Raw genomic sequence first — 23,783 nt, 5'->3', positions numbered from 1 at the left:
TGTGGGGCCCACGGCGGCGCGCGGATCACCGGAGCGTCGGCAGGGCCCCCGACACGTCGAGCAGGAGCAGGCGGGCCCGCTTGGCCGGGAGGTGGACCTCGGGGAGGTCGATCTCGGGGAGTTCGACCTCCGGGCCGAGCGTGAAACCGGTGCGCCGGAGGCGGGCTATGGCCTTGTCGTTGCGCGCGTCCGGTTCGGCGACGACGCGGCGGACCGAGGGGTCGGACAGGACGTACGCCATGAAGGCGGTCAGCAGGGCCGCGGTGAAGCCCTGTTCGGCGACGCCGGAACCGGGACCGATCAGCAGGTGCACGCCGATGTCCCCGGGCTGGACCTCGTAGCACTCGCCGACGCGGTCCTGCGCGCAGTCGTACGTCTGGAACAGCGCGACAGGCACCCCGTCGCGGCGCGCCAGGTACGCATGGTGGGTGGTGCGGGCGTCCACGTCCGCGTAGATCTCCTCGACCAGCTCCCGGTCGGCTCCGGCCATGCCCCAGAAGGCGGCCCGTTCCTGGGTGACCCAGCCGTGGATCAGGGCGGAGTCGGCGGCGGGGTCGACCGGGGTGAGGGTGACGGTGCCGAAGCCCTCCACGAGGTGGGTGTGGACCGGCCGGCGGGCGTGCGACGAGGTGGTCATGCGGATTCCTTGGTGAGGCGGGACCAGTCGGTGACGACCGGGACGAGTGCGCACCGTGCCCAGAGCGGGAGCTGGTCGCGGTGGTGGGGGGCGCCGGTGACCCCGTCCGCGCCGAGCGGGACCGCCCAGAGGCTGTCCTCCCGGCGGGCGAGGTCCCAGACGAAACGGGCCGCCGACGCCCGGGCGGTGAGATCGCTGAACCCGGGAACGGTGGAGGTGGCGTTGACGCAGTCGTGGTCGCCGCCGAGGCCCGGCCACACGGCGTCCGGATCCGGCAGCGCCGACCAGGGGGCCAGCCGGTGCACCTGCGACCAGGGGGCGTCGGGGGTGCCGGCGGCCGCCGTTTCCTCCAGGGCGGCCCGGACGTGCGCGGGCCGGTCGAGCCCGGGCAGCAGCGTGGTGCCGAGCAGGCCCTCCAGGGCGTAGCCGACGCGGGGGAGCAGGTACAGCCAGGGGTGGAACACCTCCGGGCCGTCCGGGGCGGCCGCGAGCCCGGCGAAGACCGGGTCGGCGGCGAAGCGGCGTACGGTCGCCGCACGGAAGGCCGAGAAGACGGTGGCGTCGGTGCTCTCGGCGTCCATGTGCCGGTCCCAGCCGAGCAGCCGGGTCCGCAGCGCGTCGGCGGCGGCGGAGAGGCCCTCGAGCGCGGGCAGCAGGGCGAGCAGCGGCGCGGCGGACGCGAGGTGGGTGTCCGCGTGCACCTCGGCCATGGCCTTCGCGGACCAGTCCGCCGAGCCGGAGAGCAGCTCGCGGATGCGGTTGGCGCGGTGCGGGGGCGCGAACTCCACGCCCAGCGGGGAGGCGATCCCGCGGGCGTTCGCCATGACGGCGAAACCCTGGACGGGCTCGGCCGGGGTGTCGGCCCAGCCCTGCCAGGCGTGCCGGGCGTCCCGGGCGGGTACGGGGCGCAGCCGGTTGGCGGGATCGCGCAGCGGGACCGCTCCGGCGACGCGGTGCAGCAGGCCCCCCTCGGTGTCGGCGGCGTGGACCACGTTGACGGGCTCGGCCCAGCCGTCGAGGGCGGCGTCGACGTCGGCGACGGTGCGGGCGCGCAGGAGGGCGGGGAGGGCGGCGAAGCCGAGGTCGCGGCGGACGCGGGGCGGGTAGCGGAGCGAGAGGGTCTGACGGGCGGGAGCCGGGGCTCGGCCGCCGTCGGCGTCGTCCGCGGGGTCCGCGGCGTCCGTGGCGTCCGTGGCGTCCGCGCGGATGATCACGGGGCCGCGCGCGGTCTCCAGCACCTCGACCTCGACGGGGCCGGCTCCGGCGACGGTGATGGTCTCGGTGTGCCGGGCGACCGGCTCCCAGGAGCCGTCGGGGCCGAGCGCCTCGATCCGGCCGTCCTCGAGGGTCCGCAGCCGCTCCTCGTACAGGTCCTGGTAGTCGGCCATGGCGTTGGTGATGGCCCAGGCGACGCCGCCGGTGTGCCCGAAGTGGGCGAGGCCGGGGACGCCGGGGACGGCGAGCCCGAGGACGTCGTAGTCCGGGCAGGCGATGCGTATCTGCTGGTACACGCCCGGGTCCTCGATGAACCGGTGCGGGTCACCCGCGAGGATGGCCGCGCCCGTGGCGGTGCGGTCGCCCGGGACCAGCCAGCCGTTGCTGCCGGCGGTGCCGGGGCCGTCGGTGGCGAACAGGGTGACGGCCTCGTCGCCGAGGGCCCGGGCCACGCGCTCACGCCACAGTTTGGTGGCGAAGCCGGCGAACAGGATGTGCGTGGAGATCCAGACGGCGAGCGGGACCCAGGGCTCCCACGGCTCGGGGGCGTGACCGAACCGCTCGTCGCGGGCGGCCCCGGAGGCGAGTCCGTCGTTGACTCCGGCGACATAGGCCCCGACCCAGGCGGCGGTCTCCGGGTCGAGTTCCGCGTAGCAGCGGCGGGCGGTGTCGGCGAGGCGGCTCTGGCGGGCGAAGCGGTCCCAGGCGACGGAGTCGGGGCCGAGGAGGGAGGCGCTCGCGCCCTCGGCGCGCAGGCGCTCGACCTCGAGCTGCCAGGCGCGGTCGAAGGCGGTGGTGCGGCCCTGGGCGTAGGAGAGCCGGAGCGGGTCCGGGGCGTGGAGGTGAGGAATGCCCCAAGCGTCCCGGTAGAGCGCGTAGTTCTCGTCATCCTCGTATGCGGCGTCGTCCGTACTGCTCACTAGGCTCACACTCTTCCCCAAGTGCATTTAGGTTAGGCTGGCCTAACTATAAGGGGAAGGTGGGCGTGCGATGAGCGTCGCGAGCGGGGCAGTGAAGACGGCCAAGGGCTGGGAGGGGGTCGTCCTCAAGCTCCTGCGGGGCAAGGACTTCACCTTCACGGTGGTGGGGGCGGAGCAGGTCACCGAGCACTTCCGCCGGGTCCGGATGACGGACGGCGGGCTGCTCGCGGCCGCGGCGCAGTCGCTCCATCCGACGATGTGGGTCCGGCTCTGGTTCGCGGCCGCCGACGGCAAGCCGCACCAGCGGGCGTACACCCTGGTCGACCCGGACCCGGCCGCCGGCACCTTCGCGCTGGAGTTCGCGCTGCACGACGGGGTCGCGAGCGACTGGGCACGGCGCGCGGCGCCGGGCGACACCATCGAGGCAACCGTGCAGGGCACGGGCTTCGCGGCCCCGGACCCGGCGCCGGGCCGGCTGCTGGTGATCGGCGACGCCGCGTCGCTGCCCGCCGTCAACTCCCTGCTGGACTCCTTCCCCGACACCGCCGCGACGGTCTGGTTCGAGACGCAGCACGCGTCGGACGCCGACCTTCCGCTACGGGTGCACGCGGAGCGCCACGAGGTCCGCCGGGTCGAGCGGGGCACGGGCGCGGGCGAGGCCCTGGCCGAGCGCGTCCGCGCCGAACTCCCGGACCTGCTCGGCGAACCGGGGTCGGCCTACGTCTGGCTGGCCTCCGACACGGCCACCACCCGCACCCTGGCCACCTGGCTCCGCAAGGACCTGTCGGTCCCGAAGCAACGCGTCAACGCCCTGGGCTACTGGCGGCCCTGAAGCCCGGCGGCGGACGGGGCCGCTCGCGGGGTCACGCGCCCGTGGTGCCGTCGATGGCCTCGCGGAGGAAGTCGGCGTGGCCGTTGTGGCGGGCGTACTCGTGGATCATGTGCAGCATGAGCATGCGGAGCGAGGCCTCCTCCTTCCACTTCACGACGTACGTCGTCACGTCGAGGGACTCGGCGGCCGCCTCGACCGAGCGCGCGTGCTCCACCTCCGCCTCCCAGGCCGCGAAGGCCTCGGCGCGCGTCGAGCCGGAGGCGTCGTAGGCGGCCTGGAAGTCGCGCTCGTCCGACCACAGGTGCGGGACGTCGGCTCCGCCCACGGTGCGGCGGAACCAGTGCCGTTCGACCTCCGCCATGTGCCGGACCAGCCCCAGCAGGGAGAGGGTGGAGGGTGGGGACGCCTGGCGGCGCAGCTCCTCGTCGGTGAGGCCGTCGCACTTCCAGGCGAGGGTGGCGCGGTGGTAGTCGAGGTGCGCGCGGAGCATCTCGCGCTCGCCCGCGGTGAGGGGCGGCCCGATGCGGGGGGTGGGTTCTGTCGCTGCCATGGGTGCGATCTTGCCCCGAGGCTCCGCCGGGCGGAAGGCGTTCGCCTCATCTGGGTGTCGCGCACCGTCCGCCCACCCGCGCCGCTCCACGCGGCGGTGCTTGTGCCGGCGCGCGACGCCCGCTGCCCGCGACCCCGCGACGCCCGTGCTGCGCGCGCCGCCGCGCCATCCCACGACGCCCCCCTCCTCCCGTACGGCCCGCCTGAAGGCCGGCGGGCCCGGATCTCCTCCGCCGGCCCCTGTCCCTCAGCCCGCCCACACCCACGGCACCGTGACCCCCAGTGCCTCGAACCCCAGGCGTTCCAGGATCGGCCGGCTGTCGTCCGATGCGTCGACCTGGAGGTAGGGGATGCCCCGCTCCGCCGCCACGCGGGCGCGGTGGGCGACGAGGAGGCGGTAGATGCCCCGGCCGCGCCACCGCGGGTCCGTGCCGCCGCCCCACAGGCCGGCGAAGGAGGTGCCGGGGCGCATCTCCATCCGGGCCGCGCTCACCGGGGTGTCACCCGCCATCGCGACGACCGCCTCGATCGTGTCGGGCTCCTGCGCCAGCAGGTTCAGCATCAGCTGCCGGATGCGCGGGCGCTCCGTGCCGAACGCGCGGCGGTGGGCCTCCATCATCAGGTCGACCCCCTCCTCGTCGGTCACCACCCGCAGGGTGATGCCCTCCGGCGGTTCCACCGCCATGCGCGCGAGGTCCGGGGTCCTCCCGACCAGCAGGGTCTCCGCCGGCTCCGCCACGAAGCCGGCCGCGCGCAGCCGGTCCCCGAGGTCGGCCGGGCGGTCGTAGTCGTAGAGCTTCCACTCGAACTCCGCGTCCGGGATCTCCCCCCGGGCCGCCAGCTCCGTGAAGAAGGCCACCTGCTCCGCGATCGCCGCGTCCGCCGTGCGCGCGTCGAGCCCGGACCACAGGATCGTGTTCCCGCCGGCTCCCGGCACGATCTGGCGTACGACCGCACCCGCGCGCTCCACGCGCGCATCGGCGGTGTCGGGCTGCGCTTCGCGGCGCATCTGCGTGTCGAACTCGTCGCGCAACGTCAGCAGCGCATCAGGATCCATCGTCATCGGGCCAGCTGACCAGGCGCCGGGCACCACGACAACTGCATTAGCCTCGCCCCGTGAACGACCCCCTGAACGCCCCCGCGAGCAGCCCCACCCGCGCCACCCCCGTCCCCCCGGTCTACACCGGCAAGGCCGCTCCCGACGCCGCCGTCGACCGGGGCTGGCTGCTCGGGCACTTCAAGGACCCCGGCGATCCCCGTCACAGCGAGGACGTGGAGATCAAATGGGGTGTCCACCCCAAGGGTGACGAGCGGACCCAGTGGGTGCGCGGCGAGGAGCGCACGGCCTTGCAGGTGCTGATCAGCGGGCGCTTCCGGCTGGAGTTCCCCGGCCGGAGCGTGGTACTCGCCGAACAGGGGGACTACGTCGTGTGGGGACGCGGCGTGGACCACTCCTGGTACGCGGAGGAGGACGCGGTGGTGCTCACCGTCCGCTGGCCCTCCCTCCCCGGCTACCGGGCCGGCGAGCCGCCGGAGGCGCCCCCGGGTGACCAAGGTCCGTACGAGTCCGGGCACCTGGTCCCCTGTCCTTTCCGGGGCCTGTGACGATGACCACGAAGGCCGCCGACGATCAAGGAACGCTGAGATCGTGAAGGTACGGACCCCGGGTCCCGGCACGGCCGGACCACGGCGTTCAGCGTTCCAGCGTTCTTTGCGACGGGCCGTTCCCCGGTGAAGATCCGAACCACCAGGGAGCTCGTCCGTTGGCAGCAATCGCACGATGGTGCATGCGGCACCGTCTCGTGACCGTCCTGCTCTGGCTCCTCGCGCTCGGCGGGACCGCCGCCGCCGCCGTCGGCGCCGGAGCGGCGTTCTCCAACGACTACGAGGTCCCCGGCACCGGGTCGGCCAAGGCGCACGCCCTGCTCCGCGAGGGCTTCCACGGACAGGGCGGGGACGCCGACACCGTCGTGTGGCGCACCCCGGAGCACCAGAACGCCCGTACCCCCGCCGTCGAGGAACGCATGACGCGGGCGCTCGACGCGATCGCCGCGCTGCCCGGCGTCGGATCGGTCTCCGGCCCCTACGGCTCCGGCCCCGAGAGCGCGGCACGGATCAGCCCCGACGGGCGCACGGCCTACGCCGTGGTCACCTTCGACCAGCAGGCCGACTCGGTCCCCAAGGCCCGGGCGAAGTCCGTCGTCGAGGCCGCGAAGAACCCGACGACCCAGGCCGAGGGCCTCCAGGTCGAGCTCGGCGGCCGGGCCATCGCCCTCACCGAGGCCCCCGGAGCGCACCGTGCCGAGGTCGTCGGCGTGGCCGTCGCCGCCCTCGTGCTCTTCCTGGCCTTCGGCTCGCTCGCCGCGAGCCTGCTGCCCCTCGCGACCGCCCTCGTCAGCGTGGGCACCGCCTCTTTCGGCATCACCCTGCTCGGGCACGCGATGCCGGTGGCCGACTTCGCCCCGATGCTCGGCACCCTCGTGGGCCTCGGCGTCGGGATCGACTACGCGCTGTTCATCGTCACCCGGCACCGCACGGGCCTCCAGCGCGACCTGTCGGTCGAGGCGGCGGCCGAGAGCGCCGTCGCCACCACCGGCCGGGCCGTGGTCTTCGCCGGGGCCACCGTCTGCATCGCCCTGCTCGGCATGCTGGTGCTCCGGCTGGACTTCCTCGACGGCGTCGCGATCGCCGCCTCCCTCACCGTCGTCCTGACGGTCGCCGCCTCGGTGACCCTGCTGCCCGCCCTCCTCTCGTACATCGCCGCGCGCGCCCTCTCGCGCCGCGAGCGCCGCAGGCTGGCGGCCGAGGGCCCGAAGGGCGGGAGCACCACGGGCTTCGCCGCCCGCTGGTCGGCCTTCGTGGAGCGGCGGCCGAAACTGCTCGGCCTTCTCGCCACGGCGGTCATGGTGGTGCTGGCACTGCCCACGCTCTCCCTCCACCTCGGCACCTCCGACCAGGGCAACAACCCGGCCACGTCCACCACCCGCAAGGCCTACGACCTGCTCGCGGAAGGGTTCGGCCCCGGGACGAACGGCCCGCTGACGGTGGTCGCCCGCCTCGACGGAGCCGACGACAGGATCGCCGTGGACCGGCTCGCGGCCTCCCTCCGCACGACCCCGGGCGTCGCCTCCGCCGGACCGGCCGTCCTCAACCGCAGCGCGGACACCGCCGTCATCACCGTCGTACCCGACTCGGCGCCGCAGTCCCGGGCCACGAGCGAGCTCGTCGACACGCTGCGCGAGGACGTCATCCCGCGCGCCGAGCACGGCTCGTCCCTGCGGGTCCACGTCGGCGGCGTGACCGCGGGCTACGACGACTTCGCCGAGGTCATCATCGGCAAACTGCCGCTCTTCGTCGGGGTGGTCGTCGCGCTCGGCTGTGTGCTCCTGCTCCTGGCCTTCCGCTCCCTCGGCATCCCGCTCAAAGCCGCCGCCATGAACGTCGCCGCCGTCGCCTCCTCCTTCGGAGTCGTCGTCGCGGTCTTCCAGTGGGGATGGGGCAGCGAGCGGATGGGCCTGGGCAGCGCCGGACCGATCGAGCCCTTCCTGCCGGTGATCATGGTCTCCGTGCTCTTCGGGCTGTCCATGGACTACCAGGTCTTCCTCGTCAGCCGGATGTACGAGGAGTGGCTGGAGACCGGGGACAACCGGCGCGCCGTCCGCGTCGGCCTCGCCGAGACCAGCCGGGTGATCAATTCGGCGGCCGTCATCATGATCTCCGTCTTCCTGGCCTTCGTGCTCAGCGGCGACCGGATCATCGCCATGTTCGGCATCGCGCTCGCCGTGGCCGTCGCCCTCGACGCCTTCGTCCTGCGCACCCTCCTCGTCCCGGCCCTGATGCACCTGCTCGGCGGCGCCAACTGGTGGCTGCCGGCCTGGCTGGACCGCCGGCTGCCGCGGATCAGCATCGAACCCCCCGCGGGCGGGCCCCGTGCGACACTTCCGACACAGCGGACCGGCGCCGCAGCCGCCACGAGCGAGGACGGCCCCGAGCCCGCCACAGCATCCCGGTGAGCCGGCGGACCGCCGCCCGAGACCCAAGGACAAGCCCGCATGTTCTCGATAGACATCGCCGAAGACGCCCAGCTGTTCCCGCTGGAGATCCGGCACGCCGAGGAACTCCTGGCCCACATGGACCGCGGCCGGGAGTACATCGGCCAGTACGTCGGACTGCCGGACGTGGTCGCCGACCTCGACGGGGCGCGGTCCTACCTGGCGCTCTACGCGCAGAAGGCGGCCACCGACACCGGGCGGCTCTACGGCATCCGCGTGGACGGCGTCCTCGTCGGCGGTGTCCTCTTCCGCACCTTCGACACCGCGGCCGGCACCTGCGAGGCCGGCTGCTGGCTGGAGCCCGCCATGGCCGGCCGCGGCCTGGTGACCAAGGCCTGCCGGATCATCATCGACTGGGCGATCCGCGAGCGCGGCATGCACCGCGTCGAGTGGCACGTCGCCTCCGGCAACAAGAAGAGCATCGCCGCCGCCGAACGCCTCGGCATGACCCGCGACGGCGTCATGCGGGGGAACGACCTCTACCGGGGCCTGCGCCAGGACACCGAGATCTGGTCGGTCCTCGCCCACGAGTGGCCGGCGGACCGACCGGCGTAACCGGCGTAACCGGCGCCCCAACTCCCGCCGCCACCGCGCCCGTCCCCGCTCCCCTCCCGGATCCGGGACGGGGCGCAGGCGGCCGCCCGCGCCGATTCTCAGAAACCTCTCATACAAGCCGCCTACGGTGCCCCGCATGGACACCACGAAGACCCCCGCCCCGACCGCTCCCGAGGCGGACTCCCCGGCCGACCTGAAGAAGGCCGACGCCGCCGGGACGACCGCCCCGGCCGCCGCGGACACCGAAACCGCAGGCGAAGCCGTTCCGGACGAGGAGCTCGCGGGCCTCGAAGACGTCGAAGCCTTCGACGACGAGATGGACGAGCCCGCCGAGGAGCCGAGCGGTGTCGGCGCCGCCGCCTCCGCCCTCGTCGCCGCCGGTCTCGGTCTGATCGCCCTCAGCGGCAGCTGGGTCTCCCGCGTCATAGCCGAGCGCGCGACCCTCGTCGGCCAGATCGACTCGGTCAACGCCACCAGCACCGAGGCGAAGATCGAGGCGCTGTACGGCAACGCCTGGCACATGACCGCGCTCGTCAACGGCGTCCTGTCCACCCTCGCCCTGCTCGTCGCCGTCTTCGTCCTGGCCCGCCCGGCCTTCGGCGCCCCCGGCCGTACCCTCCCCACCTGGGTCCGCGCCGTGTCCTGGGCCGCCGTCGCCCTCGGCGTCATCGGTGTCATCGCCTTCGCCGTCATGTACTTCCTCCCGCTCCCGAAGGCCGCCTAGTCCCACCGGCCGCCCGCCCGCCCCGGCCCGGAGCCGTCACGCGGCTCCCCGCCTAGGTACCGCCTTAGTCCGCCCCCAGGGCCCCCGGCCCTGGACTAAGGCACCCCGGGTCGCGCAGATGCGGCATGCTCCCGATGTGCCGGTACCCCCTGGGACGCGAATCTTGGATCACACCGAACGAGGTGCCCGAGAAACGCCACCAGGGAGTACGAGATGTTCGAGTACGAGATCGCCGCCGCCCGCAGCAACGACCTCATCCGCCAGGCCGACACGTACCGCCTGATCCGGGAGGCGAAGAGGACCCGCCGCTCCTTGTCCCGAACCCAGGACCCGGAGGGGCCGGTGAGGGTGCGGGTCGGCGCGACCCGCACCGCGTAACCCGCCAGGGGACCGGCGCGGGCCGGCACGTGACGAGAAGCGCATTCATAACGAGTGCCGGCGGCCAGGGCGTCTGTGCGATGCTCGGCGACGTGGAGACCAGATCTGTCAGCCCGGTGTTCGTCGGCCGAGCCGACGAACTGGCCGTACTCACCGACGCTCTGACGCGCGCCGCCGCCCAGGAGCCGCAGGCGCTGCTCATAGGCGGCGAAGCAGGAGTCGGCAAGACCCGGCTCACCGAGGAGTTCCTCTGCGAGGCCGACCGCCGCGGCGCGGTCGTCGCCGTCGGAGGCTGTGTGGAGATCGGGGCGGAGGGACTTCCCTTCGCCCCCTTTTCGACGGCCCTGCGCACCCTGCACCGCCTGCTGCCGGACGAGCTGGCCGCGGCCGCCGCCGGCCAGGAGGACGAACTGGCCCGCATCCTCCCCGAACTCGGAGAGACCCCGCGCGGCCCGCACGACGAGGAGAGCACCGCCCGGCTCTTCGAACTGACGGCCCGGATGCTGGAACGGCTCGCCGCCGACCGCACCGTCGTCCTCGTCCTGGAAGACCTGCACTGGGCGGACACCTCCACCCGGCACCTGCTGTCCTACCTCTTCCGGGCCCTCGGCAGCGGCCGGCTCGTCGTGGTCGCCACCTACCGGGCCGACGACGTCCACCGCCGCCACCCGCTGCGCCCGCTCCTCGCCGAACTGGACCGGCTGCGCACCGTCCAGCGCATCGAACTGCCCCGGTTCAACCGGGCCGAAGTGCGCCGCCAGCTCGCCGGCATCCTCGCCTCGCAGCCCGACGAGGACTTCCTCGAGACGGTCTTCGCCCGCTCCGACGGCAACGCCTTCTTCGTCGAGGAACTCGTCGCCTCCCGCTCCAGCGGCTGCCTCACCGGCCTCACCGAATCCCTGCGCGACCTCCTCCTCGTGCGCGTCGAAGTCCTCCCGGACGCCGCGCAGCGCGTGGTGCGCATCGTCGCCGAGGGCGGGTCCACCGTCGAGTACGCCCTGCTGCGCGCCGTCACCCGGCTCACCGAGGACGAGCTGATCGAGGCGCTGCGCTCGGCCGTGGGCGCCAACATCCTCCTCGCCACCACGGACGGCGACGGCTACCGCTTCCGCCATTCCCTGGTCCGCGAGGCCGTCTCCGACGACCTGCTGCCCGGCGAACGCGCCCGCGTCAACCGGCGCTACGCCGAAGAGCTCGAGGCGGACGACACGCTGATCCGCGCCGACGAGCGGGTCATCCGCCTCGCCACCTACTGGTACCACGCCAACGACGCCGTCAAGGCGCTGCCCGCCGTGCTCGCCGCCTCCGTCGCCGCCCGGCGCCGGCACGCCTACTCCGAGCAGCTGCGGCTGCTGGAGCGGGCCATGGACCTGTGGGAAGGCGTACCGCAGGAGATACGCGACGCGTTGCGCCCGGCGGACTACACCGACGTGTACCCGCCCTGCGGCTGCGACCCCGCGACGACCCCGCTCCGGTACCTCGACCTGCTCGCCGAGGCGACCGTCTCCGCCCGCTTCGGCGGCGAACGCGAGCGCGCCCTGAAGCTCACCAAGACCGCACTGCGCCTCCTCGAGGACGGCGACGACCCGCTGCGCGCGGCCTGGTTCTGGACCGAGCGCTCCCGGCTCGTCGCGGGCCTCGCCCGAGGCGACGGCTGGGAGGAACTCGCCAAGGCGCAGGAACTCGTCCGCGGGCTGCCCCCGTCCCAGGTGCACGCCGACGTCCTGGTCCGGGCCGCGAGCTGGGGCATGCTCCACAGCCCCGGCCCCGACAACCTCGCGGCCGCCGAACGCGCCGTGGAGTACGCGCGGATGATCGGCGCCGAGGACACCGAGCTCAACGCCCGGATCACCATCGGCACGCTGCTCACCGACTCGGGTGAACCCGAGCGGGGTCTCGCCGAGATGTACGCCGTCAAGGACCGGGCCGCCGAACTCGGGCTCGCCATGCTGGCAGGACGCGCGCATATCAACCTCACCTCTCAGTTGGAAAGCATGGGCCGGTCCCGCGAAGCCGTGGAACTGGCCGAACAAGGTGCCGCACTGGTCAAGAAGTCCCAGCTCAGGGACTCCGAGGCCTGGGTGCGCGGAAACATGGCGGAGAGCCTGTACAGCCTCGGCCGCTGGGACGAGGCCGCGGCGGAGGCTCGGCGCACCCAGAGCCTCAGCAGCTCCGCTCCGCGCGCCTCCGCCTGCGCACGGCTGTCCTACCTGGCCCTGGCCCGCGGCGAGTTCACGGAAGCCGCAGCCCAGCTCGCCGCCGCCCGCGCCCACTTCGGACCCCACGACAAACAGCCCCAGCACCGGCTGCCGCTCTTTCGCCTCGCGATCGGCGTGGCCGCGGGGGAGGGCCGGATAGCCGACGTGCGCACCGAGGTGGCCGCCGCCGTCGACTACGGCTTCCCGCTCGGCCACCACCGCTACGCCTGGCCGATGCTGCTCGCGGCCGCCTCGGCCGAAGCCGACGCCCGCGGGCTGCCGGCCGCGGAGGCGGGCCGCCAGGAGGCGCTGACGGTGCTGCGCGACGCCGCGCGGACCCTGGGCACCCCCGTTCCGGTGTGGGTCGCCCACGCGGAGTACGTCCGCGCCGAACTGCTGCGGGCCGAGGCGCGGGACACCGTCGCCGACTGGACGGCCGTCGAGGCGGCCGTCCGGCCGCTGGAGCGCCCGTACCTGCTGGCCAGGGCCCGGCACCGGCTCGTGGAAGCCCTGCTGGGCTCGGGCAGCGACCGCGAGACCGCGGCCGGGCTGCTCCATGAGGCCTACGCCACCGCCGAGCGGCTGGGGGCCCGCCGGCTGCGCGAGGACCTGGCCCTGCTGGCGCAGCGCGCCCGGCTCCCGCTCGGCCCCGCCTGCACTGGGGCGCCGCCCGTCCCGGACACCGACCCGGTCGAGGCGCTGGGCCTGACCAGCCGGGAGCGGGACGTACTGCGCCTGGTCGCGGCGGGCCGGACCAACCGCCAGATCGCCGAGGAGCTCTTCATCTCCCCGAAGACGGCCAGTGTCCACGTTTCGAACATCCTGGCGAAGCTGGGCGTGGCGGGTCGCGGTGCCGCGGCCGCCCTGGCCCACCGGCTCAGGCTCTTCGGCCCGGCCGCCCCCGCCCCCGGCGGACCACTCCGGTCAGAGCACTAGGCCGCCGAGGTTCAGGCCGCCGGGGTCAGGCCGCCGGGTCCTCCCGGGTGCGTATGAGGACCTTGCCGGAGTCCAGGTCTATCGGGCCCTTTCCCGGATCGTTGTCGCTCACATCGGTCCGGGAGAGCTCCAGCCGCTTCTTCTCGTCGTCCGTGTGCTTGCGTCCCGGGCTGAAGAGCTCCTCGATCATGTTGAACATCGCGCCACCGCGCCTTTCGTCCCCCATGGGGGCCCTCAGGTCATCGCACCGTCAGTGTCAGGATCCTGTCGTCGCCCGCTTCCGGCGACCCGCGTCCGTCGGTCTCGCTCGTGACCAGCAGCAATGTGTCCCCGCCGAGGGCCACCACCGTGCGCAGCCGGCCGTACTCACCCTCCAGGAAGGCTTCGGGCGGCGCCACCGGCGTCGCCCCGGCCAGCGGGATCCGCCACAGCCGCTGCCCCTTCAGCCCGGCCATCCACACCGAGCCCCGTGCCCAGGCGATGCCGCTCGGCGAGGCCTCGTCGGTCTTCCAGACCGCCACGGGATCCCGCAGGCCCGGCTTGCCCGCGATCCCCTCCGCCTCCGGCCAGCCGTAGTTCCCGCCCGGCTCGATCAGGTTCAGCTCGTCCCATGTGTTCTGCCCGAACTCGGCCGCCCACAGCCGCTTGTCCCCGTCCCAGGCGAGCCCCTGCACATTGCGGTGCCCGGAGGAATAGACGACCGAATCGGCCTCGGGATTCCCGTGCACCGGCTGCCCGTCCGGAGTCATGCGAAGGATCTTGCCGCCCAGGGACTTCTTGTCCTGCGCGAGCCCCGCCTCGCCGGTCTCTCCCGTCCCGGCGTAGAGCATCTTGTCCGGGCCGAACGCGATCCGGCCGCCGTTGTGGATCAGACCCTTCGGGATTCCCCTGAACACCGTGTCGGGAGCGCCCAGTTGCTCACCGGCCGGTCTCTTGTCGTCATAGCGCAGCCGGGCGATGCGGTTGTCGGACTCGGTCGTGAAGTACGCGTAGACCATACGGTCCGCGGCGAAGGAAGGGGACAGGGCCAGACCCAGCAGACCGCCCTCGCCTCCCGGGGCCACTCCGGGCACCTTGCCCACGGCGGTCACCGCGCCCGTGGCCACGTCGACCCGGCTGATCGTCCCCTTGTCCCGCGAGGCGACCAGGAGGTTCCCGTCGGGCAGCGGAGCCACGCCCCACGGGGACTCCAGGTCCTTGGCTATCACACCCGTCACCGTCACGCCGCCCTTGGCCGGCGGCCCCGAGGCCGACGCGGACGGCCCCGCCGAAGCCCCCGAGGCCGGCGACCCGGAGGCCGCGGAGGCGGAGGGTGACGCGGACGGTCCGGCCCCCGCTCCGCCCGGCGGCGAGCATCCCGCCGCCAGCAGCGCCCCGCACCCGGCCAGGGCGCACGCCGCCAGTACTCCGCGGGTCCGGGCCCGCGCGGTGGCGTGGGGAACGGGTGCCCGTCGTCCCCCTGCCCGGCCCCGCTCCTGTGCCTGTGCCCGCGCTCGCGCCCTCTGCCGCCTGCCGCCGTATCGCATCGTCCTGCTCCCCTCGGATCCTCCGATCGTGCCCTTCACCCATCTCAACAGCCTCGACCGATCCCGAAGTTCCACCACTCGTACACTCGATCGAGTGGTTGTGCGGTGGTCCCGGATCCACGGCCGGAAGCTCAGTCCCAGCCCCCCACCGGCTCCGGCAGCTCCGCCAGCTCGTCGAGGTCCGCGGCGGTCAGCCGGACCTGCGCCGCCCGGGCGTTCTCCGCCGCCCAGTGCGCCCGCCCGGCCCCCGGCACCGGAACCACCTGCGGCCCCTGCGCCAGCACCCACGCCAGCGCCGCCTGCGCCTCCGTGACCTCGGGCCCGTGCCGCCGCGCGACCCGCCGCAGCCCCGCCACCAGCACCTGGTTCGCCGCCATCGCGTACGCCGTGAACCGAGGGTGCCTCGCCCGCACGTCCCGCGGCTCGAACCCCTCACCCGGCGTCAGCGTCCCCGTCAGGAACCCGCTCCCCAGCGGCATCGCCGCGAGGAACCCCACCCCGCGCGCCGCGCACCACGGCAGCAGCTGCCAGGCCGCCTGCGGGGACCACACCGACAGCTCCGCCTGCACCGCGCTCACCGGGAACACCTGCTGCGCCCGCTCCAGGTGCCGCACGGTCGCCCCGTACGACCGGTCCGCGCGCCGCCCCGCCCCCGGCCCGGCCCCGGCGCCCAGCGCGCAGAAGCCGAGCGCCCGCACCTTCCCCGCGCCCACCAGCTCCGCCATCGCGCCCCAGGTCTCCTCGACCGGCACGTCCGGATCCACCCGGTGCAGCTGGTAGAGGTCGATGACATCGGTGCGCAGCCGCCGCAGCGAGGCGTCGCAGGCCCGCCGGAGATACCCCGGCCGTCCGTCCGCCACCACGTGCTGGCCGTCCGAGCGCAGCCCCACCTTGGCCGACACGAAGGCGTCGCCCCGCCGGTGCGCCAGCACCCGTCCGAGCAGCAGTTCATTGGTGTAGGGGCCGTACAGGTCGGCGGTGTCCAGCAGGTTCGCGCCCAGGTCCAGCGCCGTGTGCACCGTCTCCAGCGAGTCCTCGCGGCTCCGGCGCGACGGCGCGTACGCCCCGCTCATGGGCAAGCATCCGAGCCCTATGGCGCCCACCGTCAGCGACCCCGCTCCGATCGACCTGCGCTCCACTCCCGCGTCCCTCCTGGTCCCGCCCGGTCCGGCACACAAACTAACGGCTCGACCGGGATCCCCTGGCATAGCCTCGTGATCATGACTGCAGAAACTCCGGACGTCTGGCTCCCGTTCCCCGCCGAGGAGATCGACGGCCTGCCCGCCTCCTTCCGCTACCGACACTGGGACGGCGAGGAGACCTTCCCGGCCGATCCGGCCGACTGCGTCTTCTACGTCGCCCCGTACATGAAGTCCGAGGCCGTCACCCTGCGCCCGCTGGCCGCGATGCCACGCCTGCGGGTCGTCCAGACCCTGACCGCCGGCGTCGACGCGTTCGTCGGCGCCCCGGGCGGCCTCGCCGGCCTGCCTCCCGGCGTACGGCTGTGCAACGCCCGGGGCGTCCACGAGGCGAGCACCGCGGAGCTCGCGCTCACCCTGACCCTGGCCTCCCTGCGCGGGATCCCCGGCATGGTGCGCGGCCAGGACCGCGAGGAATGGCGTGGCGGGTTCTACGACGCCCTCGCGGACAAGTCCGTACTGATCATCGGCTACGGGGCGATCGGCGCGGCCATCGAGGACCGGCTCGCGCCCTTCGAGTGCGAGCGCGTCGCGCGGGTCGCGCGGACGGCGCGCACCACGGCGCACGGTCCGGTGCACGCCCTCGCCGACCTGCCCCGACTCCTGCCCGCCGCCGACGTGGTGATCCTCTCCACGCCGCTCACGGACGGGACGCGGGGGCTCGTGGACGCCGGGTTCCTCGGCCGCATGAAGGACGGGGCGCTGCTCGTGAACGTGGCGCGCGGGCCCGTCGTCGACACCGGCTCGCTCGTGCGGGAGCTGGAGACGGGCCGACTGCGCGCCGCGCTGGACGTGACCGACCCCGAACCGCTGCCTTCCGGCCATCCGCTCTGGCATGCTCCGGGTGTCCTGATCACGCCCCATGTGGGCGGCAGCAGCTCGGCGTTCGCGCCGCGGGCCAAGCGCCTGGTGGCCCGCCAGCTCCGCAGGTTCGCCGACGGGGAGCCCGTGGAGAACACGGTGCTGATCACGGAGTGACGCGGGCCGCCACGCTCCGCAGCCGTACGGGCGCCCGTGGTGTCCTCAACTCCCCGTGTGGTGACGGAGAGTAGAGACTCTATGTCCCTGAGTGACGAAATTGGTGTATCGTCCGGACCAAGGGGCTACGGCGCGCGTTCGTCTCGCGTCGGGGAGTGATCGGACACTTGGGGGGCGACGGGCGATGTACGGCCAATGGGTGAAAGACCGGACGCGGCGAAGCCGCCGCAGGCCACGATGGGGCACGCCGGAACCGGCCGGCGAGGGGGGCCGGTGAGCGCCCCGGGGGCCGCGCTCCTGACCCGGCAGCCCCTCGCCGGGGGCGGCGGCAAGAACCTCGCGATGCAGCTCCTGCTCGCGGTGGTCTGCAGCGGGTACGCCGTGGGTGCCGCCCTCGGCTGGGGCTCCGAGGAACTCGCCGAGTTCATGGGCGACTTCGGGCTCAGCGCCGCCGGTCTCCTGGCCGCGGTCTCCTGCTTCACGTACGCGCGGGCCATCGACAGCCGCGAGCGGCCCGCCTGGCTGCTGTTCGCGTTCTCCTCCCTCATGGGCGGCTGCGGCAACGCCGTCTGGGGCTGGTACGAGGTGGTCCTCGGCGAGAGCGTGCCGAAGCCCTCCGTCGCCGACTTCGCGTTCCTCTGCTTCGCGCCGCCCGCCATCGTCGGCCTGCTCGTCCTCGCCAAACGCCCGGTCACCAGGGCCGGCTGGGTCTGCCTCGGCCTCGACTCCTGGCTCATCGGCGGTTCCCTGCTCACCCTGTCCTGGAGCCTGGCCCTCGCGCACGCGGCGCGCACCGCGCAGTCCGGCGCCCCCGGGAGCGTCCCGCGTGCGGCCCTCTCGCTGGCCTACCCGCTCCTGGACATCGCGCTCGTCTCCATGGTCCTCGTGCTGCACTTCCGCCGCTCCGAGGCCAACCGCTCCGCCGTGAACACCGCCATCGCGGCCCTCGCGCTGACCGTGCTCAGCGACGCGCTCTTCACCTCGCCCCTGCTCAGCGCCGAGTACCAGTCCGGCCAGCTGCTCGACGCCGGCTGGTTCGCGGGCTCGCTGCTCCTCGCGTACGCCCCCTGGGGCGCCCGCCGCATCCACGGCGGGCTGCCGGTCCCCGAGCCCGCCGCCCGGGCCCGCGCGGAACGGACGCACAGCCGGCCCATCACCGGGTCCCTGCCCGCACTCACCCCGTACCTCGCGGCCGCCGTCTGCACGCTCGGCATCCTCTACAACGTGGTGGACGGCCGGAAGGTCGACCGGATCGTCGTGTTCACCGGCTGCACCGTCGTGCTCGCGCTGGTCATCCGGCAGGGCATCATGCTCCTCGACAACATCGCGCTGACCCAGGAACTGGCCCAGAAGGAGAACCACTTCCGCTCCCTGGTCCAGGGTTCCAGCGACGTCATCATGATCGCCGCCCCCACCGGGACCCTGCGCTACGTCAGCCCCGCCGCCGCCGGGGTCTACGGCCGCGAGGCGGAGGAGCTGGTCGGCACCGAGCTGGCCCACCTCATCCACCCCGACGACCTGGGCCGCGTGGTCCACGAGGTGCGCCGCTTCCTGGCCGCGCCGCCCACGGAGGAACCGACCACCCGCATCGAGTGCCGCTTCAAGTCCGGCGAGGGCGTCTGGCTCAATGTGGAGTCCACCGTCAACCGCCACCAGGGCGGACTCATCCTCAACAGCCGAGACGTCACCGAACGGGTCCGGCTGCAGGCGCAGCTCCAGCACAGCGCCGAGCACGACCCGCTCACCGACCTCCCCAACCGGGCCCTGTTCACCCGCCGGGTCCGCCAGGCCCTCACCGGCCGGCGCGCGGGGGACCACAGTACCGCCGTCCTCTTCGTCGACCTGGACGGCTTCAAGGCGGTCAACGACACCATCGGCCACCAGGCGGGCGACGAACTGCTCGTCGAGGCCGCCCGCCGGCTCCAGGACTCCGTCCGGGCCGGGGACACCGCGGCCCGCCTCGGCGGCGACGAGTTCGCCGCCCTGATCCTGGGGGACGGCAGCCGCGACCGCAGCGCCCGCGAGTACCAGGTCCACGAGATCGCCGACCGGCTGCGCACCACCCTCTCCCAGCCGTACCGGATCGCGGGCAGCGAGGTCCGGGTCGCCGCCAGCATCGGGGTGGCCTTCGCCGACCCCGGCATCACCCCTTCGGACCTCATGCGCAACGCCGATCTCGCGATGTACCGGGCGAAGGCCGGCGGCAAGAACCGCGTCGAGATGTACGCGCCGCAGATGCAGGACGAGGTCGTCCGCAGGACCGAGCTGGCGGGACGGCTGCGCACCGCCCTGCACGACGGCGAGTTCGCCCTGCTCCACCAGCCCGTGGTCTCCCTGGCCACCGGCGAGATCTCGGCGGTCGCGGCGCAGGCCCGGTGGCGCTCCGCCCAGGGGATCCTGTTCACGCCCGCGGAGTTCCTGCGGGTCGCCGCCGAGAGCGGCGCCGGTGGCCGGACGGCCGTCCCGGACGCCTCGCGCACCGCCGAGCTGGGGCGCTGGCTGCTGGAGGAAGCCGTGGGGCAGGCCGCCGAACGGCACCGCGCGGGACACGACGTACCCGTGGCGGTGCGGATGACCGCGCAGCGGCTCCTGGACCGGTCGATGCCGCTGGGTTCCGTCGAGGCTCTGCTGACCCGGCACGGGCTGCCCTCGGGCGCACTCGTCCTGGAGCTCGCCGTGTCCGACCCCAGGGTGCCCTTCGACGACCTGGAGCGGCGCCTGGCGGCCCTGCGCCGGCTCGGGGTCCTCATCGCCCTGGACGGCTTCGGCAGCGGTTACGCGGCCATCGGCGCACTGCGCCGCCTCCCGGTGGACGTGCTCAAACTGGACCGCGGCCTGGTGGAAGGCGTCGTGGAGTCCCCCCGCCTGCACAAGATCACCGCCGGTTTGTTGCGCATCGCAAACGACCTGGGCATGCAGTCGGCGGCGGAGGGCGTGGACCTGCCCGAGCAGGTCCTGGCGCTGCGCGCGATGGGCTGCACGCATGGACAGGGATCGGCCTTTTCGGGCCCCTTGGACGAGTACAGGCTGCGGCGCGCGCTCGTGCGCGGTACGTTCCCAGTACCGGGGGGTGCGGCCCAGCCCGCATGGGCCGGTGGCCCGTCCGGGGGTTCCATGGCCATCCGTAGAGGCTCACATAATGAGACGCCCGTCCCACCCGCTTGACATCACCCTCCCGCCGGAGGGAGGGTCAATGTCATGCGCACCCGAATTCTCGTACTTGGAAAGCGCGTCGGCTGAAGCTGGGGCCAGCATGTCCCCGCTCAACGCACCCGACGCGCTCCCCTCGCTTGCCTCCCGGCACGAGGGGTTTTTTGTTGCACTGGCAACGTCGCATCTCGTAAAACCCTCCTCGCAAAACCCTCAGCTTCGAGAAGAGAATGCCGATGACCGAGCAGGCCACCGGGGCCCACCATCCGCAGCCGCGGCCCCGTAACGGCGGACAGCAGTCCACCGCAGTTGAGCACGTCACGGGTGCGCAGTCCCTCATCCGCTCTCTCGAAGAGGTGGGGTGCGACACCGTCTTCGGCATCCCGGGCGGAGCCATCCTCCCCGCGTACGACCCGATGATGGACTCCAAGAAGGTCCGTCACATCCTGGTCCGCCACGAGCAGGGGGCCGGCCACGCCGCCACCGGCTACGCGCAGGCCACCGGCAAGGTCGGCGTCTGCATGGCCACCTCCGGTCCGGGCGCCACCAACCTGGTCACCCCCATCGCCGACGCGCACATGGACTCCGTGCCGCTCGTCGCGATCACCGGCCAGGTCTCCTCCAAGGCGATCGGCACCGACGCCTTCCAGGAGGCTGACATCGTCGGCATCACCATGCCGATCACCAAGCACAACTTCCTGGTGACCAGGGCCGAGGACATCCCGCGGACGATCGCCGAGGCCTTCCACATCGCCTCGACCGGCCGCCCCGGCCCGGTCCTGGTCGACATCGCCAAGGACGCCCTGCAGGCGAAGACCACCTTCGCGTGGCCCCCCACCCAGGACCTCCCCGGCTACCGTCCCGTCACCAAGCCGCACGCCAAGCAGATCCGCGAGGCCGCCAAGCTCATCTGTCAGGCCAAGCGTCCGGTCCTGTACGTCGGCGGCGGCGTCATGAAGTCCGGCGCGACCGCCGAGCTGAAGGTCCTCGCCGAGCTGACCGGCGTCCCGGTCACCACCACCCTGATGGCCCTGGGCTCCTTCCCCGACAGCCACCCGCTGCACGTGGGCATGCCGGGCATGCACGGCGCGGTCACGGCCGTCACGGCCCTGCAGAAGTCGGACCTGCTGATCGCGCTGGGCACCCGCTTCGACGACCGCGTCACCGGCAAGCTGGACAGCTTCGCCCCGCTCGCGAAGATCATCCACGCGGACATCGACCCCGCCGAGATCGGCAAGAACCGCGCGGTGGACGTCCCGATCGTCGGTGACGCCCGCGAGGTCATCGCCGACCTGATCCAGGCGGTCCAGGCCGAGCACACCGAGGGCCAGGCCGGCGACTACAGCGCCTGGTGGAAGGACCTCAGCCGCTGGCGCGAGACGTACCCGCTGGGCTACGAGAAGCCCTCCGAGGACGTGCTGTCGCCGCAGCAGGTCATCCAGCGCATCGGCCAAATGGCCCCCGAACACACCATCTACGCGGCGGGCGTCGGCCAGCACCAGATGTGGGCCTCGCACTTCGTCAACTACGAGGAGCCCCGCACCTGGCTGAACTCCGGCGGCGCCGGAACCATGGGCTACGCGGTCCCGGCCGCGATGGGCGCCAAGGTGGGCATGCCGGACCGCACGGTCTGGGCGATCGACGGCGACGGCTGCTTCCAGATGACCAATCAGGAACTGGTCACCTGCGCGCTGAACAACATCCCGATCAAGGTCGCGATCATCAACAACGGCGCGCTGGGCATGGTCCGCCAGTGGCAGACCCTGTTCTACGGCCAGCGGTACTCCAACACCGTGCTGCACGCGGACGAGACGGGCCACGACACCGTCGGCTCCCAGCTCGGCGAGTCCTCCGCCCCCCGCAGGGGCACGCGCGTCCCCGACTTCGTGAAGCTGTCCGAGGCCATGGGCTGCGTGGCGCTGCGCTGCGAGGACCCCGCCGACCTGGACCGCGTCATCGCCGAGGCCAACGCGATCAACGACCGTACGGTCGTCATCGACTTCATCGTCCACGAGGACGCCATGGTGTGGCCGATGGTCGCCGCCGGCACCTCGAACGACGAGGTCCTGGCCGCCCGGGGCGTCCGTCCCGACTTCGGCGACAACGAAGACGACTGAGCCGAGAGAGCCGAGAGAGAGAACGCCCCACATGTCCAAGCACACGCTCTCCGTCCTGGTCGAGAACACGCCCGGCATCCTCGCCCGGATCGCCGCGCTGTTCTCCCGCCGAGGGTTCAACATCGACTCGCTCGCGGTCGGTGTCACCGAGCACCCCGACATCTCGCGCATCACCATCGTCGTGAACGTCGAGGACCTGCCGCTCGAGCAGGTGACCAAGCAGCTCAACAAGCTGGTCAACGTGCTCAAGATCGTCGAGCTCGAGGCGCACAACGCCATCGAGCGCGAACTCGTTCTGGTGAAGGTCCGCGCCGACAACGAGACGCGCTCCCAGATCGTCGAGATCGTCCAGCTGTTCCGCGCCAAGACGGTCGACGTCTCCCCGGAGGCCGTCACCATCGAGGCCACCGGCGGCACCGACAAGCTCGGCGCGATGCTCAAGATGCTGGAGCCCTTCGGCATCAAGGAGCTCGTCCAGTCCGGCACGATCGCCATAGGGCGTGGCGGCCGGTCCATCACGGACCGCAGCCTGCGCGCGCTCGACCGCAGCGCCTGAGACCGTCCGGGCCGGTGACGCCGGCCCGGACGCGGCTCACGTTCCTCGCTCGCTCGTATGGCGAGACCGAGAACCACGTATTCCGTTCCCCGCCGTACGGTGGGAGCAACACCAGCGCACCAAGGAGATATCCCAGTGGCCGAGCTGTTCTACGAGAACGACGCCGACCTGTCCATCATCCAGGGCCGCAAGGTCGCGGTCATCGGTTACGGCAGCCAGGGCCACGCCCACGCGCTGTCGCTCCGTGACTCCGGCGTCGACGTCGTCGTCGGCCTGCACGAAGGCTCCAAGTCCAAGGCCAAGGCCGAGGAGCAGGGCCTGAAGGTCCTCCCCGTCGCCGAGGCCGCCGCCTGGGCGAACGTCATCATGATCCTGACCCCGGACCCGCTCCAGGCCGAGATCTACGAGGCGTCCATCAAGGACCACCTGGAAGAGGGCGACGCGCTCTTCTTCGGTCACGGCTTCAACGTCCGTTACGGCTTCATCAAGCCCCCGGCCAACGTGGACGTCGCCCTGGTGGCCCCGAAGGGCCCCGGCCACCTGGTCCGCCGTCAGTACGAGGAAGGCCGCGGCGTGCCCTGCATCGCCGCCGTCGAGCAGGACTCCTCCGGCTCCGCCTTCGCGCTCGCGCTCTCGTACGCGGCCGGCATCGGCGGCACGCGCGCCGGCGTCATCAAGACCACCTTCACCGAGGAGACCGAGACCGACCTGTTCGGTGAGCAGGCCGTCCTCTGCGGTGGCGCCTCCGCCCTGGTCAAGGCCGGTTTCGAGACCCTGACCGAGGCCGGCTACCAGCCGGAGATCGCGTACTTCGAGTGCCTGCACGAGCTGAAGCTCATCGTGGACCTCATGTACGAGGGCGGCCTGGAGAAGATGCGCTGGTCGGTCTCCGAGACCGCCGAGTGGGGCGACTACATCACCGGTCCCCGCATCATCACGGACGCCACCAAGGCCGAGATGAAGAAGGTCCTCGCGGAGATCCAGAGCGGCGAGTTCGCCAACACCTGGATGGCCGAGTACAAGGCCGGTCTGCCGAAGTACAACGAGTACAAGAGTGCCGATGAGGCACACCTGCTCGAGACGACCGGCAAGAAGCTGCGCAAGCTGATGAGCTGGGTCGACAACGACGAGAGCTGATCGGCGTGCGCGGCGGGGCCGGGACGGTGACTCCCGGCCCGGTCCTGTACAACTCCGCGGTCATCGGCGAGATCGTCCGGGCCGGCGTCCAGTCGCTCCCGAGCGGCCAGACCGACGCCGCGAA

At 72.9% G+C, this 23,783-nt stretch carries 19 protein-coding genes; 12 read left to right on the top strand and 7 right to left on the bottom strand.

What is annotated here, in order from left to right; translation table 11 throughout:
* Window positions 1–25: 25 nt before the first annotated feature.
* Both ABZY44_RS19165 and ABZY44_RS19160 read right to left on the bottom strand, forming a co-directional pair.
* Window positions 26–637, bottom strand: a complete 612-nt coding sequence (locus ABZY44_RS19165; protein ID WP_356655260.1) for a GNAT family N-acetyltransferase — start codon at window positions 635–637, stop codon at window positions 26–28.
* Window positions 634–2,772 (bottom strand): penicillin acylase family protein, encoded by a 2,139-nt coding sequence (locus ABZY44_RS19160; RefSeq protein WP_356655258.1) that lies wholly within the window; start codon window positions 2,770–2,772, stop codon window positions 634–636. The genes ABZY44_RS19165 and ABZY44_RS19160 overlap by 4 nt, the downstream gene beginning before the upstream one ends.
* 70 nt (window positions 2,773–2,842) lie before the next feature.
* On the opposite strand from ABZY44_RS19160, the gene ABZY44_RS19155 reads away from it, so the two are divergent.
* Window positions 2,843–3,604 carry a siderophore-interacting protein gene (locus ABZY44_RS19155; RefSeq protein ID WP_356655256.1) on the top strand — a complete coding sequence of 254 codons (762 nt, stop codon included), beginning with the start codon at window positions 2,843–2,845 and terminating at the stop codon, window positions 3,602–3,604.
* 31 nt (window positions 3,605–3,635) lie between these two features.
* Here ABZY44_RS19155 and ABZY44_RS19150 read toward each other — a convergent pair whose 3' ends face one another.
* Entirely contained in the window at window positions 3,636–4,154 is a 519-nt protein-coding gene (locus tag ABZY44_RS19150) for a DinB family protein (RefSeq protein ID WP_356655254.1), read from the bottom strand.
* Window positions 4,155–4,400: 246 nt separating this feature from the next.
* Window positions 4,401–5,210 carry a GNAT family N-acetyltransferase gene (locus ABZY44_RS19145; protein WP_356655322.1) on the bottom strand — a complete coding sequence of 270 codons (810 nt, stop codon included), beginning with the start codon at window positions 5,208–5,210 and terminating at the stop codon, window positions 4,401–4,403.
* A 167-nt stretch (window positions 5,211–5,377) separates the two neighbouring features.
* Between ABZY44_RS19145 and ABZY44_RS19140 the strand changes: the two genes are divergently transcribed.
* The 6 genes from ABZY44_RS19140 (at window position 5,378) to ABZY44_RS19115 (ending at window position 12,996) form a co-directional block, all read left to right on the top strand.
* Complete coding sequence (locus ABZY44_RS19140) at window positions 5,378–5,758, top strand: signal peptidase I (RefSeq protein ID WP_356655320.1); 381 nt, start codon at window positions 5,378–5,380, stop codon at window positions 5,756–5,758.
* Between the two features lie 158 nt (window positions 5,759–5,916).
* Window positions 5,917–8,166 carry an MMPL family transporter gene (locus ABZY44_RS19135; protein WP_356655252.1) on the top strand — a complete coding sequence of 750 codons (2,250 nt, stop codon included), beginning with the start codon at window positions 5,917–5,919 and terminating at the stop codon, window positions 8,164–8,166.
* 39 nt (window positions 8,167–8,205) lie between these two features.
* Complete coding sequence (locus ABZY44_RS19130) at window positions 8,206–8,760, top strand: GNAT family protein (protein ID WP_356655250.1); 555 nt, start codon at window positions 8,206–8,208, stop codon at window positions 8,758–8,760.
* Between the two features lie 136 nt (window positions 8,761–8,896).
* On the top strand, window positions 8,897–9,484 hold the full coding sequence (locus ABZY44_RS19125; RefSeq protein WP_356655248.1) for a hypothetical protein: 588 nt from the start codon (window positions 8,897–8,899) through the stop codon (window positions 9,482–9,484).
* A 213-nt stretch (window positions 9,485–9,697) separates the two neighbouring features.
* The gene (locus tag ABZY44_RS19120; protein WP_356655246.1) at window positions 9,698–9,862 is read left to right on the top strand and encodes a hypothetical protein; all 165 of its coding nucleotides are present in this window, start codon (window positions 9,698–9,700) and stop codon (window positions 9,860–9,862) included.
* A gap of 80 nt (window positions 9,863–9,942) precedes the next feature.
* Window positions 9,943–12,996 (top strand): AAA family ATPase, encoded by a 3,054-nt coding sequence (locus ABZY44_RS19115; protein ID WP_356655244.1) that lies wholly within the window; start codon window positions 9,943–9,945, stop codon window positions 12,994–12,996.
* Between the two features lie 25 nt (window positions 12,997–13,021).
* On the opposite strand, the gene ABZY44_RS19110 is transcribed toward ABZY44_RS19115, so the two are convergent.
* The 3 genes from ABZY44_RS19110 to ABZY44_RS19100 all read right to left on the bottom strand — a co-directional run bounded on the left by ABZY44_RS19110 (window position 13,022) and on the right by ABZY44_RS19100 (window position 15,661).
* Window positions 13,022–13,195, bottom strand: coding sequence for a DUF6191 domain-containing protein (locus ABZY44_RS19110; RefSeq protein WP_356655242.1), 174 nt, complete (start codon window positions 13,193–13,195; stop codon window positions 13,022–13,024).
* 40 nt (window positions 13,196–13,235) lie between these two features.
* Entirely contained in the window at window positions 13,236–14,399 is a 1,164-nt protein-coding gene (locus tag ABZY44_RS19105; RefSeq protein WP_356655318.1) for a PQQ-dependent sugar dehydrogenase, read from the bottom strand.
* 254 nt (window positions 14,400–14,653) lie between these two features.
* Entirely contained in the window at window positions 14,654–15,661 is a 1,008-nt protein-coding gene (locus tag ABZY44_RS19100; RefSeq protein ID WP_356655241.1) for an aldo/keto reductase, read from the bottom strand.
* Window positions 15,662–15,742: 81 nt separating this feature from the next.
* Between ABZY44_RS19100 and ABZY44_RS19095 the strand changes: the two genes are divergently transcribed.
* The 5 genes from ABZY44_RS19095 (at window position 15,743) to ilvC (ending at window position 23,659) form a co-directional block, all read left to right on the top strand.
* Window positions 15,743–16,699, top strand: a complete 957-nt coding sequence (locus tag ABZY44_RS19095) for a 2-hydroxyacid dehydrogenase (protein ID WP_356655239.1) — start codon at window positions 15,743–15,745, stop codon at window positions 16,697–16,699.
* Between the two features lie 342 nt (window positions 16,700–17,041).
* Window positions 17,042–19,864: an EAL domain-containing protein gene (locus tag ABZY44_RS19090; RefSeq protein WP_356655316.1), complete on the top strand. Its 2,823-nt coding sequence runs from the start codon at window positions 17,042–17,044 to the stop codon at window positions 19,862–19,864.
* 215 nt (window positions 19,865–20,079) lie between these two features.
* On the top strand, window positions 20,080–21,966 hold the full coding sequence (locus tag ABZY44_RS19085) for an acetolactate synthase large subunit (protein WP_356655237.1): 1,887 nt from the start codon (window positions 20,080–20,082) through the stop codon (window positions 21,964–21,966).
* Between the two features lie 31 nt (window positions 21,967–21,997).
* Window positions 21,998–22,522, top strand: a complete 525-nt coding sequence (gene ilvN, locus ABZY44_RS19080; RefSeq protein WP_150517694.1) for an acetolactate synthase small subunit — start codon at window positions 21,998–22,000, stop codon at window positions 22,520–22,522.
* Between the two features lie 135 nt (window positions 22,523–22,657).
* Entirely contained in the window at window positions 22,658–23,659 is a 1,002-nt protein-coding gene (gene ilvC / locus ABZY44_RS19075) for a ketol-acid reductoisomerase (protein WP_356655235.1), read from the top strand.
* The last annotated feature ends 124 nt before the right edge of the window (window positions 23,660–23,783 follow it).

The sequence above is a fragment of the Streptomyces sp. NPDC006544 genome (genome assembly GCF_040611715.1).
GTDB lineage: Bacteria > Actinomycetota > Actinomycetes > Streptomycetales > Streptomycetaceae > Streptomyces.
Note: the sequence above shows the minus strand (reverse complement) of the source record. Positions and strands in the feature narration are given on the sequence as shown.